The sequence below is a fragment of the Ralstonia pickettii genome (assembly GCF_030582395.1).
GTDB classification, from domain to species: Bacteria; Pseudomonadota; Gammaproteobacteria; order Burkholderiales; family Burkholderiaceae; genus Ralstonia; species Ralstonia pickettii_D.
In genome coordinates this window covers 872,184-890,694 of record NZ_CP104381.1, presented here as the reverse complement: position 1 = coordinate 890,694, position 18,511 = coordinate 872,184, and the positions used below count along the sequence as shown (strand labels likewise).

The following is an 18,511-nucleotide window of genomic DNA, read 5'->3' as shown; positions in this document are numbered from 1 at the left end:
GAACTGAAACGCCCAAACAGGAGGAGATCAAGATGTGGAATCAAGTCTATGACCCGCTCGGCAGCGCCGTGTGGTCGACCATCGCAGCCGGGATACCGGTGGCGGTGCTGCTGTGCTCTCTGGCGTTTTTCCATATGCAGGCGCATCTGGCCGCCGGCCTGGCGCTGATCGTCGGGGTGGGGATTGCCTCGTTCGTGTTCGGCATGCCGACCGCGATGGCCGGCAAGGCAGCCGGTCTGGGCATCGTCTCCGGCCTGTTCCCGATTGGCTGGATTGTTCTCAACATCATCTTCCTGCACCGGCTCACCACCTTGAACGGGTCGTTCAAGGTGTTACAGACTTCGATTTCCGGCATCACCGAAGACCGCCGCCTGCAACTGCTGCTGGTGGCCTTCAGTTTTGGCGCGTTCTTTGAAGGCGCAGCAGGCTTTGGCACGCCGGTGGCCGTCACGGGGGCCATCCTGATCGGCCTGGGCTTCTCGCCGCTGGCCGCGTCGGGCCTGGCCCTGATTGCCAACACCGCGCCGGTGGCCTACGGCGCGCTGGGCGCTCCGCTCATCGGCCTGGCTTCCGTCACGGGGCTGGACTTGCTGCAGCTCTCGGCCATGGTCGGCCGCCAACTGCCGTTCTTCTCGGTGCTGGTGCCGTTCTGGCTGATCTGGGCGTTCGCGGGCTTCCGCGGCATGCTGCAGATCTGGCCGGCGATCCTGGTGGCGGGCGTGTCGTTTGCGATTCCGCAGTTCCTGGTGTCGAACTTCCACGGCCCGTGGCTGGTGGACGTGATTGCGGCGCTGGTGTCGATGGGCTCGCTCACGCTGTTCCTGAAGGTGTGGAAGCCCAAGACGATCTGGACGTCGACCGCCCTGCGCAACCGCGAGGACAACTCCAGCGTCGACCCGGAAGCCGCCGCAGAGGCGCGAGAAGCCACTACGGCCACCAACGGCAAGATCACGCGCGTGCAGGCCTGGCTGCCGTGGGTGATCCTGACGGTGTTCGTCTTCATCTGGGGCGTGCCCCAGTTCAAGGCGTTTGCCGACGGCCTGTGGGCCTACAAGCTCGCCATTCCGGGCCTCGACAAGATGGTGCTCAAAGGCCCGCCGGTGGTGCCCAAGGTGATTGCCGAAGGTGCTGTGTTCAACTTCAACGTCCTGTCGATGGCGGGCACGGGCATCCTGTTTTCGGCCATTGTGGGCGGCCTGCTGATGGGCTATTCGCTGCCGCGCATGCTCAAGGAGTACTGGAACACCATCAAGCTCACGCGCTATTCGCTGCTGACGATCTGCGCGATGTTCGGCATCGGCTACCTGACGCGCTACTCCGGTCTGGACGCGACGCTGGGCCTGGCCTTCGCCCACACGGGCGTGCTGTACCCGCTGTTCGGCACGATGCTGGGCTGGCTGGGCGTGGCGCTGACCGGCTCGGACACGGCATCGAACGTGCTGTTCGGCGGCCTGCAGAAGACCACGGCCGAGCAGCTTGGCCTGTCGCCGATCCTCATGTCTGCGGCAAACAGCTCGGGCGGCGTGATGGGCAAGATGATCGACGCGCAGTCCATCGTCGTGGCCTCCACGGCCACCAAGTGGTACGGCCACGAGGGCGACATCCTGCGGTATGTGTTCTTCCATTCGCTGGCGCTGGCCTTCCTGGTGGGACTGATGATCACCCTGCAGGCCTATGTGGAGCCGTTCACGCGGATGGTGGTGCACTGAGCCCCCAACTCCCGACGGAACCCGAAAGCCGCTCAATCGAGCGGCTTTTTTCATTCGAAGCCGACACGTCGAGCGAAAAGCCTCGCACGTCGGGTTCCGAACTACAACGGCGGAGTAAAAAGCCTCACGCGTCGAGCTTTGAGCTCCACTCGCCGAGCAAATAGCCTCACGCGTCGAGCTCTGAGCTCCACTCGCCGAGCAAAAAGCCTCGCGCGTCGAGCTCTGAGCTCCACCTGCCGAGCAAAAAGCCTCACCCGTCGAGCTCCGAGCTCCACCTGCCGAGCAAAAAGCCTCACCCGTCGAGCTCCGAGCTCCACTCGCCGAGCAAATAGCCTCACGCGTCGAGCTCTGAGCTCCAACCGCCGAGCAAAAAGCTTCGCGCGTCGCGTTCTGAACCCCGACCGCCGGGTCTAAAACCTCACGCGTCGCGTTCTGAACCCCAATCGTCAAGTTCAAAACCTCACGCACGGCGTTCAGAACGCCGATCGCCGAGCCCTGCACTCCGTAAGCCACCCCGCCATCATGGGCCCTTTCACGCGCGTATCATGGGCAGCTCTTCCGCGCACGTCCCGCCCTGGGGCGTCGGTCTTCCCCCTCCCGACCCGACATGCTGCTGCGCCGCCTGGAAAAGCTCATCGATCCGTTCCGTCCCCTGCCCGACACACAGCCTCCGGCCAATGTGTGGCGCTTCTACGCCTACTTCCTGCGCGAGGTGCGCGGCGTTTTTGCGTTCCTGCTGGTCGTCGGGTTGCTGGGCGCGCTGATTGAAGTCGCGCTGTTCGACTTCCTCGGTCGCATCGTCGACATGATCCAGGCAACCCCCGGCGCGGAGTTCTTCGACCGCCACCGCAACGAACTGCTGTGGATGGCCTTTGTGGCGCTGATCGCGCGACCGGTCATCTTCGGGCTGCACGACGTGCTCGTGCATCAGGTCATCAACCCCAACCTGTCGAACCTGATCCGCTGGCAGAACCACCGCTACGTGCTCAAGCAGAGCCTCACGTTCTTCCAGAACGACTTCGCGGGCCGCATTGCGCAACGCATCATGCAGACCGGCTTTTCGCTGCGCGATTCCGCCGTGCAGGCCGTGGACGCGCTCTGGCATGTCGTCATCTACGCGATCAGTGCGATGGTGCTGTTCGCCAGGGCCGACTGGTGGCTCGTTGTGCCGCTGCTGGTGTGGATTGGCTGCTACATCGCGGCACTGAGCTATTTCGTGCCGCGCGTGAAAGCGCGTTCGGTCATCGCCACGGAATCGCGCTCCAAACTGATGGGCCGCATCGTGGACGGCTACACCAACATCACCACGCTCAAGCTGTTTGCGCATACGCAGCACGAAGAAAGCTATGCGCGCGACGCCATGGCCGAGCAGACGGACAAGACCCGCCTGTCGGGCCGCATGATCAGCGGCATGGATTTCACCATCACGGCCATGAACGGCCTGCTGATTGTCGGCACGTCGGCGCTCGCGCTGTGGTTGTGGAGCCAGGGCCGTGTGAGCGCCGGCACCATTGCGCTGACCACGGGGCTGGTGATCCGCATCAACAACATGTCGGGCTGGATCATGTGGGTGGTCAACGGCATCTTTGAAAACGTCGGTCAGGTGCAGGATGGCATGCAGACCATTGCGCTGCCGCGCGCGGTGATCGACCAGCCCGATGCCAAGCCGCTGCGCGTGACGCGGGGCGAAGTGCGCTTCGAGCACGTGGGCTTTCATTACGGCAAGGGCAGCGGCGTGATCGAAGGGTTGGACCTCGTGGTGCGCCCGGGCGAACGGATCGGCCTGGTCGGCCCCTCTGGGGCGGGCAAATCGACGTTGGTCAACCTCCTGCTGCGCCTGTACGACGTGGAGCGAGGCCGGATTCTGGTGGACGGTCAGGATATTGCGACCGTGACGCAAGAAAGCCTGCGCGAGCAGATCGGCATGGTCACGCAGGACACGTCGCTGCTGCACCGGTCAATTCGCGACAACCTGCGCTACGGCAAACCCGACAGCACCGAGGCGGAATTGAAGCAAGCCGTGCACCGGGCCCGCGCCGACGAGTTCATCCCGCAGCTGTCCGATGCGCAAGGGCGGCGCGGCTTCGATGCGTTGGTTGGGGAACGTGGCGTGAAGCTGTCGGGCGGTCAGCGGCAGCGCATTGCGATTGCGCGCGTGCTGCTGAAGGACGCGCCGATCCTGATTCTGGACGAAGCCACGTCAGCGCTGGATTCGGAAGTGGAAGCGGCCATCCAGGAAAGCCTGGAAACGCTGATGCAGGGCAAGACCGTGATAGCCATTGCGCACCGGCTCTCGACCATCGCGCGCATGGACCGGCTGGTCGTGCTCGATGGCGGCCGCATCGTCGAGAGCGGCACGCACGCCGAGTTGCTGGAACACGGCGGCCTGTATGCGCGGCTGTGGGCGCACCAGACCGGCGGTTTCGTTGGGGTGGACTGAGCGTTACGAGAGGCGGCGGCCCAGCGTTTCGGGCACCATCGCCAGCCCGATCAGCGAGACCAACCCGCAGCCGATCACGTAGAAGGCCGGCGCATTCGCGTTGCCCGTGAGGTGGATCAACTCGGTGGAGAAGAACTGCGCAAATCCACCGAAGATCGCAATGGCCACACAGTAGGCAATCGACAGCCCCGTGGCGCGCAGCCGCTGCGGCAGCACCTCGCTCACCAGCACCATCGATGCCGGCGAGGTCATCGACATCGGCACCGACAGGCAGCCGACCACGATCAGCAACCGAGTCAGCGAAGGGTCGGCGTTGATGAGCGCGAAGGCCGGATAGATCATCGCCAGCAGCGCAACGCGCGACCACAGCACGACCTTGCGGCGCCCGACGCGATCGGCCAGCCGGCCCGCAAACGGCGACAGCACCACCTGCACCAGCGCCGCAATGCACGCCGCCCAGATGCCCAGCGACAGCGGCATGTGCAGCACGCTCACGGCGTAGTTGCTGAGGTAGTACACGATGATGTACGTGGACGACGCCACGCCGATCATCAGCAGAATGCTGGCCACCAGCGTGCGACGGTGTTCGCGCAGCAGCGGCAGCGTGGCGTCGGCTTCGCGCGTGCTGGGCGATGCGGCGGTTTCCTCCAGCCGGCGTCGGATGATCAGGCCGACCGGGATCACGAGAATGCCGATCACGAATGCGAGCCGCCAGCCCCACGACTCCAGTGCCGCGGGCGCCAGCACATTGCTCAGCAGCAAGCCGACCAGCGCGCCGAACAGCGCCGCCAGCCCCTGGCTGAACGGCTGCCAGCTCGTGTAGAAACCGCGCGAGCGGTCGTCGGCGTACTCCAGCAGCAGCGCTGTCGAAGCGCCCATCTCCCCGCCGATGGCAAAGCCCTGCACGAGCCGCGCAAGCACGACGAGCACCGGTGCGAGGATGCCGATCTGGGCGTAGGTCGGCGTGACGACGAAGATCAGCGACGACAGGCCCATCAGCCACAGCGTGAGCGCCACGGCGGGCTTGCGGCCTGCGCGGTCGGCGTACATGCCGATCAGCAGACCGCCGAGCGGCCGCATCAGGAAGCCGACGCCGAAGGTGGCGAACGACATCAGCAACTGGCCGGTCGCATTGCCGACCGGAAAATACAGCCGGCCGATCAACGTGGCGAAGAAGCTGTAGACCACAAAGTCATAGAACTCCAGGCCGTTGCCGATGGTGATGGCGGCAATGGCGCGCGTGCGTGACAGCGGTTGGGCGTGGCCGGTCGCCTGCGTGCCGGCGCGGCCGGCGTACGACGGCGCAGAGGTGTGGTTCGACATGGGTTGTCTCCGAAACTTGTCTCGTCTTCTCTTTGCGGGCGGGCCGGGTTCAAACCCCGCTTGCCACTTCAGCCAACACGGATGCTGCGTTGGGCTTCACGCGCAGATACCACGCTGCCGACATGAGCAGCACCCAGCCTGCGCCAACGTAGAGCGCCACGCGCGTGTCTTCCATGGTGCCCAGCACGCCAATCACGAACAGCATGAAAGCGATGGCGAGCGCCGGCCCGACAGGCCACAGCGGCACCTTGAACTTGAGCGCGCGCACCTCTTCAGCCGACAGACGCCGGCGCATGGCCACCTGCGAGAGCAGGATCATCAGCCAGACCCAGACGGTCGCGAACGTGGCGATCGACGCGATGATCACGAAGACGTTTTCGGGAATCAGATAGTTCAGCACCACGCCGCACAGCAGCGTGCCGGCCATGAACAGCACCGTCACCCAGGGCACACCGTGACGCGACGTGGCCGCAAAGATGCGCGGCGCCTGGCCCTGCTCGGCCATGCCGTACATCATCCGGCCCGCGCCGAAGATGTTGCTGTTGATGGCCGAGATGGCGGCCGAAATGACGATGAGGTTCAGGATCGCCGCCGCAGACTGGATGCCCAGTCCGGAGAAGATCTGCACGAACGGGCTGCCCTGGCCGTCGATGCCCGTCCACGGGAAGATCGCCATCAGCACGCACATGGTCAGCACGTAGAACAACAGGATGCGCGCCGGCACGGCATTGATGGCCTTCGGGATGACCTTGTCGGGGTTCTGTGCCTCGCCGCCGGTAATGCCGATGATCTCGACGCCGCCGTACGCAAACATCACCACAGCAAACGACGCCACGAGGCCGCCCACACCGTGCGGCAGGAACCCGCCGTGCGACCAGAGATTGCTCAAGCCCGACGCGTGCTCGCCATTCATCTTCACGCCGAGGAACAGGATGACGGTGCCGCCGACGATCATGGCGCCGATCGCCGCGATCTTGATCAGCGCGAGCCAGAATTCCATCTCGCCGAACACCTTGACGTTGCAGAGGTTCAGGCCGCAGATGAGCATGACGATGCCCAGCACCCAGATCCATTGCGGCACCTCGGGAAACCAGAAGCCCATGTAGATGCCGAAGGCGGTCACGTCGGCCAGGCAGACGATCACCATTTCGAGGATGTACGTCCAGCCGGTGAGAAAGCCGGCGAGCGGACCGAGGTTGTCGCGCGCATAGCGCCCGAAGGAGCCGGAAACCGGCTGGCGCACCGCCATCTCGCCGAGCGCGCGCATGACCATGTAGACGGCCGCGCCGCCGATGATGTACGCGAGGATCACGGCCGGCCCGGCCAGTTGGATGGCCGAAGCGGACCCGTAGAAAAGGCCCGTGCCGATGGCCGAACCGAGCGCGAGAAAGCGGATATGCCGCGCGCGCAGGTTGCGTTGAAGGTGTTCCAAACTGTCTCCTCTTTATGTCGGCGAGGCTGTCAGCGCAGTGCCGGGCTGGACGGATGCGTCGAGCGGATCGAAATTCACATACAGACAACATCGCTTTGATCGATATGTTGTTGTATATACATCATGAACGGCATTGGGGTATTCCCGAGGGCCGTGGCGCCATCTCGTTGGCGAGCGGGCCAAGAAAAAAGGCGGACACGCGTCCGCCTTGGATTTCGCTGGCCGCGCAGTACGGGCGCTACACCCAGCCCATGCCGCCAACCAATGCACCCAGCCCCACCAGCACCAGCGGGTGCACACGGGTGAAGGTGCAGACCAGGACGGTGGCGACGGTCAGCGCGATGGTGCTGAAGCTGCTGTCTGCGCCCCGCGCCAGCACCCAGCCGGTGGAGAACAGCAGCCCGATCGTCAGTGGCGCAAGGCCGCGGCGGACCAGCGCAATCCAGCGCGCGTCGGGCTTGCGGTCCATGACGCGCGCGATGACGGCGGCAATCACGCACGACGGCCCGCAGATGCCCACCAGCGAGGCAATCGCCCCGCCCAGGCCCGCCGCCTGCCAGCCGAACAACTCCACGAACAGCACGTTGGGGCCCGGCGCCGCCTGCGAGATGGCGTACATGGCGCTCAGCTGCTCGCTTGTCATGTAATGCCGCGTGTCGACCAGAAAGCGGTGCATGTCGGGCAGCGTCGAGCTGGCCCCGCCGATGGCGAGAAACGACAGCACAAGAAAGTGCCAGAACAAGTCGTAGACGGTGGTGAGGTAGCTCATCGCATCGCCCACCATTCGAGCACGAGTGCGAGCGGAATCAGCACCAGCATCACGGGAAGCAGCGGCCACTGCAGGACGCCAATGGTCAGGAAAACCGCCAGGCCGATGGCGAACGCTCGCCACGTGCGCGACTGCCCCTGCGCCAGCTTGATGGCCGTTGAGAGCACCAGCCCCGCTGCCACCGCCGCCATGCCTTTGAGCAGGTTCTGCACCACCGAAAGCGCGCTGAAATGGTCGTACAGCATGACGATCAGCAACAGCAGCACCGCAGGCGTCAGCACCAGACCGGCCATTGCGGCTGCGGCGCCGCGCACGCCGTGAAAGCGGTAGCCGAGCATCACCGAGAGGTTGACCACATTCGGGCCGGGTAACACCTGACCCAGACTCAGCAACTCGGCGAACTCGGTATTGGAGAGCCAGCGGTTGCGATCGACAATACCGGCGCGCGCAAAGGGCAGCACGCCGCCGAAGCCCGACAGGCCCATCCGCGCAAACTCGGTGAAGAGCTTGCTGCAGGACGGAATGTTTGTGTTTGCTGCGGCGTTGGCGTCAGGTGCGGCGCTCGGATCGCTCATGGGCTCAGGCGGCGTCCGGGGCGGGCTTGGGCAACGAGAGCTTCGGATCGCGCAGCTTGGGCTCGAGCGTCTTACCCTTGCGCGCGCGCTTGCCGGCGTACGGCTCCTGCGCGCGGGTCGTCATGGTCTGCTCGACCGCCTTGCCGCCGCGTGGGCCGGTGCCCGAGAGCACAAAGCCCGCTGCACCAAAGGCCACCGCCTGGAGCAGCGCTTCGTTCTTCTCCAGCTCCATCAGGATCACGCCACGGCCGCCGCTTGCGAGCGTCTTCAACTCGCTGATCTGGAACAACAGCAAGCGGCCGCCTTCGGACAGGCAGGCCACGCCATAGGCGTCAGCCGGCACCGGCGCCGGCTTGTTGGGCTGATCGCCCTCATCCAGCGTCAGGAACGCCTTGCCAGCCTTCTGGCGGCCGACCATGTCACCCACCTTGGCCAGGAAGCCGTTGCCGCCGCGCGTGGAAATCACCAGACTCTGTTCGGCGTGACCCGCGAACGTGTGGGCGATATGCGTGCCCGGCGCGAGTTCGATCAGCGTCGTCAGCGGCACGCCATCGCCACGGCCGCCCGGCAGGTTGGCCACGGCCACGGAATAGACCCGGCCCGTGCCCTTGTCGTCGCGCGTGCCGAAGATCAACAGCGCATCGGTGGTCCGGCATTCAAACGTGTCGTACAGCGTGTCGCCTGCCTTGAAGGTGAATTGCGTGGCGTCGTGGCCATGGCCCTGGCGCGTGCGTACCCAGCCCTTCTGCGAAACAATCACCGTGACGGGTTCATCGACGATCTTCACCTCGGCGGCGGCACGGCGCTCTTCCTGGATGAGAGTGCGGCGGTCGTCGCCGTATTGCTTCGCGTCGGTCTCGATCTCCTTGATGATGCGACGGCGCATCATGGTCTCGGACTTCAGCAGCACGTCCAGCTCGCCCTGCTCTTCGCGCAGGTTCTTCAGCTCCTGCTCGATCTTGATCGCTTCCAGGCGAGCAAGCTGACGCAGGCGGATTTCCAGAATGTCTTCGGCCTGGCGGTCGCTCAGGTTGAAGACCTGGATCAGCGCAGCCTTGGGTTCCTCGCTCTCACGGATGATGCGGATCACGTCCTCGATGCGCAGCAGTACCAGTTGCCGGCCTTCGAGGATGTGGATGCGGTCTTCCACCTTGCCCAGACGATGGCGCGTGCGGCGCGTGACCGTGGCGAAGCGGTACGTGATCCACTCGCGCAGGATCTCGGCCAGGCCCTTCTGCCGAGGCCGCCCGTCCGTGCCGATCATCACCAGGTTGATGGCCGCGCCCGACTCCAGCGACGTATGGGCGAGCAGCGCGTTGGCAAATTCCTGCTGATCGATGTTCTTGCTCTTGGGTTCGAACACAAGGCGCACCGGCGCGTCCTTGCCCGACTCGTCGCGCACGGCATCGAGCAGACCCAGCATGGTCTGCTTCATGGTGAGCTGATCCGGCGACAGCGACTTCTTGCCCGTGCGCACCTTCGGGTTCGTCAGCTCTTCAATTTCTTCCAACACCTTCTGCGACGAGGTGTTGGGCGGCAATTCGTTCACTACGAGTTGCCACTGGCCGCGTGCGAGTTCTTCGATCTTCCAGCGCGCGCGCACCTTCAGGCTGCCGCGACCACTCTCGTACACCTGCGCAATGTCCGCCGCCGACGAAATGATCTGACCGCCACCCGGGAAGTCCGGGCCCGGCATGTACTGCATCAGGTCGGTGCTGGTGAGCTTGTCGTCGCGGATGAGCGCCACGGTGGCGGCCGCCACTTCGCGCAAATTGTGCGACGGGATCTCCGTGGCCATCCCGACCGCAATGCCCGATGCGCCGTTGAGCAGCACGAACGGCAAGCGCGCCGGCAGCAGCTTTGGCTCTTCCATCGAGCCGTCGTAGTTCGGGATGAAATCGACGGTGCCCTGGTCCAGCTCTTCGAGCAGCAGACGCGAAATGGGCGTGAGGCGCGCTTCGGTATAGCGCATCGCCGCCGCACCGTCGCCGTCGCGCGAGCCGAAGTTGCCCTGCCCGTCGATCAGCGGGTAACGCAGCGAGAAATCCTGCGCCAGGCGCACCAGTGCGTCGTAGGCGGATTGATCGCCATGCGGGTGGAATTTGCCGAGCACGTCGCCGACCACGCGCGCCGATTTGACGGGCTTGGCATCGGAGCGCAGGCCCATCTCGTGCATCGCGAACAGGATGCGGCGCTGCACCGGCTTCTGGCCATCGGCCACTTCGGGCAGCGCACGGCCCTTGACCACGCTGATGGCGTAGTCGAGGTAGGCACGCTCGGCATAGGCGCCAAGCGTGAGCGCTTCGGCCGGCTCGCTGGGGTCGAAGAGGATGTCTTGTTGTTCCATGGAGGCTCAAGCAAAAGCGGCGCGCTTCAACGTGGCGGCGCCGCCGGGATCAATGTTGGGGGAGGTTCGTGGCCACGCCGGTGGCGGGGTCCAATACGAGTTCGATGCGTGCGGGCCGGCCCGTGCGGCCTGGCTTGCGTGTGGCGATGACGCCGTTGCCGCTCGCGTTCATCAACCCGGGCACGGCGGCGACCGGGTTGTAGTAGCGATAGAACTGCAGCACCGTCTTTACGTAGTTCTGTGTCTCGGCGTAGGGCGGAATGTCGTTGCCGTGCTTCTGCACCGCGCCTTCGCCCGCGTTGTAGGCGGCCAGCACAAGCTCAAGGTTGCCTGAGAACATGCGCAGCAGATCGCTCAGGTAACGCACGCCGGTGGTGATGTTGGTCTTCGGGTCGGCCAGTTTCTGCGCGGCCGTGCGGCGGGCGTCGCCGGTCACGCCGTAGCGCGCGCCGGTGTCCGGAATCACCTGCATCAGCCCGATTGCTCCCTTGGGCGACACGGCCTGCGGATTGAAACCCGATTCAGCGGCAATCACGGCCTTCACTAACGCGGGGTCGATGCCGTGCTTGGTCGCGGCCTGGCGGATCAGCGGTTCCACCGTCGGCACGTTCGGGTGCTGCAGCACCGCGCGCACCAGGCGCTGGCGCATACCGGCGGCATTGTCGAGTGCATCGCGCTTGCTGGCGTTGAGATAGGCATCGGCATCGGGCAGCTCAGTTGCCGGCAGGGCGATGGCGCTATCGTCCTTGGCCTTGTCGTCGCCCTTGCCCGCCACCGCCGCGCCCTTCATGAACAGCACGTAGCGATCGTCCAGCCGTTCGGCAGCGAAGTGCGCCAGACCGTTTTCATCGATGTAGCCGTAGACGTCCGCGCGCACCGGCTGGCTGGCCAACAAGGCCAGCGCCGTTAATGCGAATGCGAAACGTACGAAAAGCTTCATCGTTGTCGGTTTGCGATCAGATATCGGCTTCGACTTCGTTGCCGCGCGCTTCCAGCCACGTGCGGCGCGCGCCGGCTTCGCCCTTGCCCATCAGCATGTTCATCATGTTGATGGTCTGGTCTTGGCCCAGTTCGCCCAGCGCCACGGGCAGCAGACGGCGCGTGTCGGGGTTCATGGTGGTTTCCCAGAGCTGCTCGGCGCTCATTTCGCCCAGGCCCTTGAAGCGGGAGATCTGCCAGGCGCCTTCTTTCACGCCGTCCTTACGCAGCTTGTCTTCAATGGCCTCCAACTCGCCATCGTCCAGCGCGTAGAGCTTCTGCGCAGGCTTCTTGCCGCGGGCCGGGGCATCGACACGATACAGCGGCGGACGGGCCACGCACACGTGCCCCCGATCGATCAGTTGCGGAAAGTGCTTGAAGAACAACGTGAGCAGCAGCACCTGGATGTGCGCCCCGTCCACGTCAGCATCGGACAGGATGCAGATCTTGCCGTAGCGCAGGCCCGACAGGTCGACCGTATCGTTCGGACCGTGCGGGTCCACACCGATGGCGACAGCAATGTCGTGCACTTCGTTGTTGGCGAACAGGCGGTCGCGCTCGGTCTCCCAGGTGTTCAGCACCTTGCCGCGCAACGGCAGGATGGCCTGGAATTCCTTGTCGCGGCCCATCTTGGCCGAGCCACCGGCGGAGTCGCCTTCCACCAGAAAGAGTTCGTTGCGGGTGACGTCGTCGGATTCGCAATCGGTCAGCTTGCCGGGCAACACGGCCACGCCGGAGCCCTTCTTCTTCTCGACCTTCTGCGCGGCACGTGTACGCGCCTGCGCCTGCTTGATGACGAGTTCGGCCAGTTTCTTGCCGTGGTCGACGTGCTGGTTCAGCCACAGCTCCAGCGCCGGGCGGCTGAAGGTGGACACCAGCCGCACCGCATCGCGGCTGTTCAGGCGTTCCTTGATCTGGCCTTGAAACTGCGGGTCGAGCACCTTGGCCGAGAGCACGAACGAAGCACGCGCAAAGACGTCTTCGGACATTAGCTTGACGCCCTTGGGCAGCAGCGCATGCATCTCGACAAAGCTCTTCACAGCCTGGAACAACCCTTCGCGCAAACCGGATTCATGCGTGCCGCCAGCAGGCGTCGGGATCAGGTTCACGTATGACTCGCGCACCGGGGAGCCTTCTTCTGTCCAGGCCACCACCCACGAGGCGCCTTCGCCGAAGGCAAAACCTTCTTCGCCGGGCTTGTCTGGGTCGGCAAAGTGTTCGCCTTCGAACAGCGGGATCACCGGCTCGGCGCCGCTGCCCTGCGCAAGCGATTCGACCAGATAGCCGCGCAGGCCCTGGTCGTATTGCCATTCGAGCGTCTCGCCGGTTTTTTCCAACGTAAGGGTGACCTTCACGCCCGGCAGCAGCACGGCCTTGCTGCGCAGCAAGCGTTGCAGCTCGGCAAGCGGGATGTTGTCGGAATCGAAATACTTGGCGTCCGGCCACGCACGCACGCGTGTGCCGCTCTTCTTCTCGCCGCGTTCGGCCTTGCGGGTGGTCAGCGGTTCAATCACGTCGCCGCCCGAGAATGCGAGCGTCGACACATTGCCGTCACGCCAGACCGTCACTTCCAACCGCGTCGACAGCGCGTTCGTGACCGACACGCCAACGCCGTGCAGGCCGCCGGAGAACGCATATGCGCCGCCTCGGCCCTTGTCGAACTTGCCGCCGGCGTGCAGACGCGTGTAGACGATCTCGACCACCGGCACGCCCTCTTCGGGGTGGATGCCGACGGGAATGCCGCGCGCATCGTCTTCCACGCTCACGCTGCCGTCCTTGTGCAGCGTCACGGCAATCAGCTTGCCGTAGCCGCCCAACGCCTCGTCAGCGGAGTTGTCGATGACTTCCTGCACGATGTGCAGGGGATTGTCGGTGCGCGTGTACATGCCCGGCCGTTGCTTGACCGGTTCGAGGCCCTTGAGGACCTTGATCGACGATTCGCTGTATTGGGAGGTTTTGCTCATGGAAGGCGGAAAAACTGACCAGGCTTGGGTCTGTCCCCAAGCACCGGGAATGCAGCGCGCATTGTAAAGGAAGCTGTCCTCGACAATGCGGAGGGATCGTCAGCGCCGGGATGCGAGCCGAAACTCACATTCGCTCGACATCCCGCTGACATATTGCGTGGCTAATGCAGCGTCACACCGTGCCGGCGCGCTTGGCTTCGAGGGCTTCCCAACGTTCCAGCGCCTCCAGCAGCTCCAGTTCGATGGCCTCGTGGCGCTCGGCCAGCTTTTGCGCGCGCTCCGGGTCGCGGCCGTAGATCGAGCCGTCCTCCAGTTCGCCGCCGACCTGCTTCTGCTCGGCCTCCAACGCCTCGATGGTGGCGGGCAGCGCGTCGAGTTCGCGCTGCTCTTTGTAGCTGAGCTTGACCGTGGCACGCTCGCGCGGCTTGGCCATCTCGGGCTTCTTCTCTTCGGCTGCCGGCTTGGCGGCTTGGGCCATCTGCGCCGAGCGTGCCGATTGCATCTGCCAATCCGAGAACCCGCCCACGTATTCGCGCCACCGGCCTTCGCCCTCTGCCGCAATCACCGAAGTGACGACGTTGTCGACGAACGCGCGATCGTGCGAGACCAGGAATACCGTCCCGCTGTATTCCTGCAGCAGTTCTTCCAGCAGTTCGAGCGTGTCGATGTCCAAGTCGTTGGTCGGCTCGTCGAGCACCAGCACGTTGGCCGGACGGGCAAACAGGCGCGCCAGCAGCAGCCGGTTGCGCTCGCCGCCTGATAGCGAAGCCACCGGCGAGCGGGCACGCTCGGGCGGGAAGAGGAAGTCGCCCAGATAGCTCATCACGTGCTTGCGCTGACCATTGACTTCGATCCAGTCGCTGCCGGGGCTGATGGTGTCGGCGAGCGACCGGTTCAAGTCGAGCTGCGCGCGCATCTGGTCGAAATAGGCAACCTGCAGGTTGGTGCCGTTGCGCACCGTGCCCGAATCGGGTGCGAGTTCGCCGAGAATCAACTTCAGCAGCGTGGTCTTGCCGACGCCGTTGGCGCCGAGAATGCCGACCTTGTCCCCGCGCATGATGGTGGCGGTGAAGTTGTCGACAACGGTCTTGTCGCCATAGCGCTTGGTCACGTCGATCAACTCGGCGACGATCTTGCCGGAGCGATCGCCCTGGGATACCTCAAGCTTGACGTTGCCCTGCACCTCGCGGCGCGCCTGGCGCTCCACACGCATCTGTTCAAGCCGCGCCACGCGGCCGACGCTGCGTGTGCGCCGCGCTTCCACACCCTTGCGGATCCACACTTCTTCCTGCGCGAGCAGCTTGTCGAAGCGGGCGTTTTCCAACGCTTCGGCGTCCAGCTCCTGCGCCTTGCGCGTCTGATACGCCGTGAAGTTGCCGGGGTACGAGCGCAGCTTGCCGCGATCGAGTTCGATGATGCGTGTGGCCACGCGGTCGAGAAACGCGCGATCGTGCGTGATGAACAAGACGCTGCCGCGGAAGGCCAGCAGCAAATCCTCGAGCCAGCGGATGGAGTCGTAGTCGAGGTGGTTGGTCGGCTCGTCCAGCAGCAGGATGTCGGGCGCGCCCACCAGCGCCTGCGCAAGCGCCACACGCTTGGTCAGGCCGCCCGACAGCGAACCGATACGCGCGCCGGGCTGCAGGCCCAACTGGGCGATGGTCGTTTCCACGCGCGTACGCAGTTGCCAGGCATCTGCCGCTTCCAACTGAGATTGCAGCGCCTGCAGCTTGTGCATCGCCTCATCATTGTGCGTATCGCCCATCGACGCGATCAGCGCCTCGTATTCAGCCAGCAGGCCGGCGGCATGCGGCACCCCCATCGCCACGGCTTCGGCCACGGTCTGCTCGGGGTCGAATTCGGGCTCTTGCGGCACATAGGCCGAGGTCACGCCGCTCTGGCGGGCGATCAGGCCGTCATCGGGCGAGGTCGTCCCCGCCACGATCTTGAGCAGCGACGACTTGCCGGTGCCGTTGCGGCCGATCAGGCCAACGCGCTCGCCGGCTTCCAGCGAGAAATCGGTGTGGTCGAGCAGCGCCACGTGGCCGAACGCCAGTTGCGCATCGGTAATGGAAAACAGGGCCATGCTGGAGTGAAAAAGGTGCGGGCGGCGTACGGCCGGAAGGCGCGTATTGTAGTCGCCCCGCGCGTCGCCCATCGGCAGCATTGCGCTTGCGATTGCCAGTGCTATAACGCTTGTGCCGCCGGACTCGCTTTTTCCGGCCGCGCCATCCATACCGTTACGAAAGGGGAATGACGATGCGCGGACTTTTCGGGCTGTTGATCATCTTGATCGTGGCAGGCATTCCGGTGCGGCAGATCTTGCTGCGGACCGGCTTCTCACCGTGGTGGACCCTGCTTGTGCTGGTGCCAGTGGCGAACCTGGTGGCGCTATGGATTTTCGCGTTTTCGAACTGGCCGCGGCAGGCGTCTCAGCCCGGCAACGTGCTACCGAATCAGAACTGAGCAAAGCTCGAACGCGCAGGCGCCAAAGAAAACGGCCCGCTTTCGGCGGGCCGGAAGAGTCTCTCCTCGATGCCTTGCGAACAAGACATGCGCGCAGCATAGCGCCCCTCGCCAGTCTCGGGCAGTCGGGACAAACCCGGTAGGGAAAAACGCGTAACACCAAGCCCGGTGCGGCTTCGCACCGCAGCAGCGCATGCGGCGTCAAGCATGCACCGCGGGCAAGTTTGCTGCACCGGCCGAATCGCGCGGACAGTGCGCTACGCACATACCATGTGCGCGGCGCACCACTGAAAAACACGCGCTGCCGCCGCTTTTAGAAACCCGAATCCACTGATGCAGCCTGCTTACAACACCAAAAAGGCACAGGCCTGCAGGTTGCAGCGCTGCGCCGTATCATGCGGCAGGCCCTCCGGTCACGAGCCGGGCATAACGATAACGTGGGCTGCCGATTCTTCCCGGGGGATACAACCATGCCGTTCTTCACGCGCGCGCTGCCCGCTGCAGCGCTGCTCTTCGCTTCGCTCTCCAGTTTTGTTCCGGGCAGTGCCCAAGCCTCGTCGACGCACGTACTTGACCGCATCCGCGATACCGGCGCCATCCGCGTCGCCTATCGCGAAAGCTCCGTGCCATTCTCGTTCTACGACGCCGACAAAAAGCCCATCGGCTATGCCATGGACCTGTGCCTGCGCGTGGTCGACAAGCTGCGCACTGATCTCAAGCGGCCGGACCTGAAAGTCCAATATGTGATGGTCACGCCTTCCACCCGGATGCCGGCCATCATCGAAGGCAAAGCGGATCTCGAATGTGGTTCGACCACGAACAACCGCGAGCGCCGGGAGAAAGTGGCCTTCACGATCCCGCACTACATCGCGGGCATCCGCATGCTCGTCAAGACTTCGTCGGGCATCCGCAAGTGGGACGACCTGCGCGGCAAGACCGTCGTCACCACAAAGGGGACCACCAGCGTGGCTGAACTGCGCAAGATGAACGATGTGCGCGTCCTGAACATGACGTTCCTGGAAGCCAAGGACCACGCTGAATCTTTTGCGATGGTCGAAACCGGCAAGGCGGACGCCTTTGCCATGGACGACGTGCTGCTCTACGGCTTCCGAGCAAATACCAAGACGCCAAGCGACTATGCCGTGGTCGGCGACATGCTGACGGTTGAACCCTACGCGATCATGCTGAGCAAGGACGATCCCGAGTTCAAACGCCTCGTGGATCGCGCGATGACCAACATCATCCTCGACTACGACGCCGAGAAGCTCTACAAGAAGTGGTTCCAGCAGCCGATTCCGCCGCACAATGCCAAGCTGGATATCCCGATGAGCTTTTTGCTGCGCGACTCTTTCAAATATCCGAGCGACAAGGTCGCTGATTAAACGGATCAGCGCGCACCATCAGCGCCGCCGTCATGCACGGCGGCGTTTTTGTTTGTGAGCGACACAAACAAAGATGGGCTTTAAAGGAAGTGTTTGACGACCTGCTCTTCCAGGCCGACAAAACGCACGAGCTGGCGCGAGCCGTCAGGAAATTGCTTGATGACGTGGCCGTCGGGCGTATCGGTATGACGGAAGTAGATCGGCCGATCGATCGACCCGGGCCGATGCTTGGGGAGCAGACTTTCCAGCGACGGCTCCACCGTCCACGGATCGTCCCGTTCTTCGGATGTCAGCATGTTGGTCGCCTAGGGGTTTCTGAAAAGGGGTGATGAAGCATAACTTCCGTGAACAATCGTGGAAAGTTCGTAATACTTAAATCTGATTCTTTGACCGATCGTTCGTTCGATTTAGCGTTTGCTTCATCACGAGAACGCTCGAACTGTGGGCGGCAACCTACAAAAACCATGCCGTCATCATCGTTTCATATGGCGTCGGTAATGGCTGCCCAAGCGTCGCCCCTCCTCGGGGTTGTCTGGTTTTGGTTCCGCAAATTGCGTAGAATCGCGGCTCGCTCGGGCGGCCGTTCGCGTCACCCGGGGGTCGGTTTCTCGCCGTAGCACAATGGATAGTGCACGCGCCTCCTAAGCGTGAGATACAGGTTCGATTCCTGTCGGCGGGACCAGCAGATACGACAAAGCCAGGCAGCGCGCCTGGCTTTTGATTTTTGGTCCGCACAAAACGACGAGGCCCGCCACACGCGGGCGGGCCTATGGCTGCGGATGGCCCCGGGCCATCTAGGTCAGCACCGGCAGCGCTTCGAGCAAGAGCAGGCCAATCAACACCCCAATGATCGTCAGCAGCACGCGAACCCCTACTCGCGCGCCTCGGATCACCAGTGGCGCAGACGCCAGCCCAATGACGCCCGCAACGCAAACGGCGAGCAACAGATATAGGTTGGAGAAGGCCATCGGGAATTCCATCATCCGCCCCTTTCCGGCCGAACGTGACCGGTGTCTTGAGTATAGGCCGCACGTTCGATCCGGCAAGCGTCGGCGCTGCAAGACGCGGCGCCAGCGGAATTTTTGCGCACTGCAAAAATCCGTGCTATAGTCCGTGGCTTGGCTGCTTA

Annotated in this window: 14 protein-coding genes, 1 tRNA gene and 2 pseudogenes; 5 read left to right on the top strand and 12 right to left on the bottom strand. The window is 64.1% G+C overall.

What is annotated here, in order from left to right:
• Nucleotides 1-32: 32 nt before the first annotated feature.
• Together N5B55_RS04145 and N5B55_RS04140 are read left to right on the top strand one after the other, a co-directional pair.
• Nucleotides 33-1,709 carry an L-lactate permease gene (locus tag N5B55_RS04145; RefSeq protein ID WP_065857319.1) on the top strand — a complete coding sequence of 559 codons (1,677 nt, stop codon included), beginning with the start codon at nt 33-35 and terminating at the stop codon, nt 1,707-1,709.
• Between the two features lie 607 nt (nt 1,710-2,316).
• Entirely contained in the window at nt 2,317-4,149 is a 1,833-nt protein-coding gene (locus tag N5B55_RS04140) for an ABC transporter ATP-binding protein (protein WP_304539226.1), read from the top strand.
• Between the two features lie 3 nt (nt 4,150-4,152).
• Here N5B55_RS04140 and N5B55_RS04135 read toward each other — a convergent pair whose 3' ends face one another.
• From N5B55_RS04135 to N5B55_RS25350, 10 genes and pseudogenes are all read right to left on the bottom strand, one after another.
• On the bottom strand, nt 4,153-5,472 hold the full coding sequence (locus tag N5B55_RS04135) for an MFS transporter (RefSeq protein WP_304539225.1): 1,320 nt from the start codon (nt 5,470-5,472) through the stop codon (nt 4,153-4,155).
• 49 nt (nt 5,473-5,521) lie between these two features.
• The gene (locus N5B55_RS04130) at nt 5,522-6,904 is read right to left on the bottom strand and encodes an amino acid permease (protein WP_304539224.1); all 1,383 of its coding nucleotides are present in this window, start codon (nt 6,902-6,904) and stop codon (nt 5,522-5,524) included.
• 238 nt (nt 6,905-7,142) lie between these two features.
• Entirely contained in the window at nt 7,143-7,688 is a 546-nt protein-coding gene (locus tag N5B55_RS04125) for a chromate transporter (protein ID WP_304539223.1), read from the bottom strand.
• Nucleotides 7,670-8,248 (bottom strand): chromate transporter, encoded by a 579-nt coding sequence (locus tag N5B55_RS04120; protein WP_304539222.1) that lies wholly within the window; start codon nt 8,246-8,248, stop codon nt 7,670-7,672. The genes N5B55_RS04125 and N5B55_RS04120 overlap by 19 nt, the downstream gene beginning before the upstream one ends.
• A gap of 4 nt (nt 8,249-8,252) precedes the next feature.
• Complete coding sequence (gene parC, locus N5B55_RS04115; RefSeq protein WP_304539221.1) at nt 8,253-10,595, bottom strand: DNA topoisomerase IV subunit A; 2,343 nt, start codon at nt 10,593-10,595, stop codon at nt 8,253-8,255.
• A 49-nt stretch (nt 10,596-10,644) separates the two neighbouring features.
• The gene (locus tag N5B55_RS04110; protein ID WP_304539220.1) at nt 10,645-11,535 is read right to left on the bottom strand and encodes a lytic transglycosylase domain-containing protein; all 891 of its coding nucleotides are present in this window, start codon (nt 11,533-11,535) and stop codon (nt 10,645-10,647) included.
• 16 nt (nt 11,536-11,551) lie between these two features.
• Complete coding sequence (locus N5B55_RS04105; RefSeq protein ID WP_178959805.1) at nt 11,552-13,537, bottom strand: DNA topoisomerase IV subunit B; 1,986 nt, start codon at nt 13,535-13,537, stop codon at nt 11,552-11,554.
• A gap of 172 nt (nt 13,538-13,709) precedes the next feature.
• Entirely contained in the window at nt 13,710-13,970 is a 261-nt protein-coding gene (locus N5B55_RS25360; RefSeq protein ID WP_437440163.1) for a hypothetical protein, read from the bottom strand.
• 303 nt (nt 13,971-14,273) lie between these two features.
• Nucleotides 14,274-14,585: pseudogene (locus tag N5B55_RS25355) on the bottom strand (ATP-binding cassette domain-containing protein); the annotation flags it as partial.
• A 201-nt stretch (nt 14,586-14,786) separates the two neighbouring features.
• Nucleotides 14,787-15,620, bottom strand: a pseudogene (locus N5B55_RS25350) (ABC-F family ATP-binding cassette domain-containing protein); the annotation flags it as partial.
• A 173-nt stretch (nt 15,621-15,793) separates the two neighbouring features.
• Between N5B55_RS25350 and N5B55_RS04095 the strand changes: the two are divergent.
• Nucleotides 15,794-16,000 carry a hypothetical protein gene (locus tag N5B55_RS04095; protein WP_065857951.1) on the top strand — a complete coding sequence of 69 codons (207 nt, stop codon included), beginning with the start codon at nt 15,794-15,796 and terminating at the stop codon, nt 15,998-16,000.
• Nucleotides 16,001-16,470: 470 nt separating this feature from the next.
• Nucleotides 16,471-17,382: an amino acid ABC transporter substrate-binding protein gene (locus N5B55_RS04090; RefSeq protein WP_304539218.1), complete on the top strand. Its 912-nt coding sequence runs from the start codon at nt 16,471-16,473 to the stop codon at nt 17,380-17,382.
• Nucleotides 17,383-17,462: 80 nt separating this feature from the next.
• Here N5B55_RS04090 and N5B55_RS04085 read toward each other — a convergent pair whose 3' ends face one another.
• The gene (locus N5B55_RS04085; RefSeq protein ID WP_119440473.1) at nt 17,463-17,678 is read right to left on the bottom strand and encodes a hypothetical protein; all 216 of its coding nucleotides are present in this window, start codon (nt 17,676-17,678) and stop codon (nt 17,463-17,465) included.
• A gap of 311 nt (nt 17,679-17,989) precedes the next feature.
• On the opposite strand from N5B55_RS04085, the gene N5B55_RS04080 reads away from it, so the two are divergent.
• Nucleotides 17,990-18,064, top strand: a tRNA-Arg gene (locus N5B55_RS04080).
• A 112-nt stretch (nt 18,065-18,176) separates the two neighbouring features.
• Here N5B55_RS04080 and N5B55_RS04075 read toward each other — a convergent pair.
• Nucleotides 18,177-18,365 (bottom strand): hypothetical protein, encoded by a 189-nt coding sequence (locus N5B55_RS04075; RefSeq protein ID WP_024973145.1) that lies wholly within the window; start codon nt 18,363-18,365, stop codon nt 18,177-18,179.
• Between the last annotated feature and the right edge of the window lie 146 nt (nt 18,366-18,511).

Coding starts and splice junctions, on each gene's coding strand:
- N5B55_RS04075 (WP_024973145.1), bottom strand. CDS start 18,365: ATGATGGAATTCCCGATGGCCTTCTCCAACCTATATCTGTTGCTCGCC.
- parC (WP_304539221.1), bottom strand. CDS start 10,595: ATGGAACAACAAGACATCCTCTTCGACCCCAGCGAGCCGGCCGAAGCG.
- N5B55_RS04145 (WP_065857319.1), top strand. CDS start 33: ATGTGGAATCAAGTCTATGACCCGCTCGGCAGCGCCGTGTGGTCGACC.
- N5B55_RS04125 (WP_304539223.1), bottom strand. CDS start 7,688: ATGGTGGGCGATGCGATGAGCTACCTCACCACCGTCTACGACTTGTTC.
- N5B55_RS04085 (WP_119440473.1), bottom strand. CDS start 17,678: ATGCTGACATCCGAAGAACGGGACGATCCGTGGACGGTGGAGCCGTCG.
- N5B55_RS04135 (WP_304539225.1), bottom strand. CDS start 5,472: ATGTCGAACCACACCTCTGCGCCGTCGTACGCCGGCCGCGCCGGCACG.
- N5B55_RS04120 (WP_304539222.1), bottom strand. CDS start 8,248: ATGAGCGATCCGAGCGCCGCACCTGACGCCAACGCCGCAGCAAACACA.
- N5B55_RS04095 (WP_065857951.1), top strand. CDS start 15,794: ATGCGCGGACTTTTCGGGCTGTTGATCATCTTGATCGTGGCAGGCATT.
- N5B55_RS04140 (WP_304539226.1), top strand. CDS start 2,317: ATGCTGCTGCGCCGCCTGGAAAAGCTCATCGATCCGTTCCGTCCCCTG.
- N5B55_RS04090 (WP_304539218.1), top strand. CDS start 16,471: ATGCCGTTCTTCACGCGCGCGCTGCCCGCTGCAGCGCTGCTCTTCGCT.
- N5B55_RS04110 (WP_304539220.1), bottom strand. CDS start 11,535: ATGAAGCTTTTCGTACGTTTCGCATTCGCATTAACGGCGCTGGCCTTG.
- N5B55_RS04105 (WP_178959805.1), bottom strand. CDS start 13,537: ATGAGCAAAACCTCCCAATACAGCGAATCGTCGATCAAGGTCCTCAAG.
- N5B55_RS25360 (WP_437440163.1), bottom strand. CDS start 13,970: ATGGCCAAGCCGCGCGAGCGTGCCACGGTCAAGCTCAGCTACAAAGAG.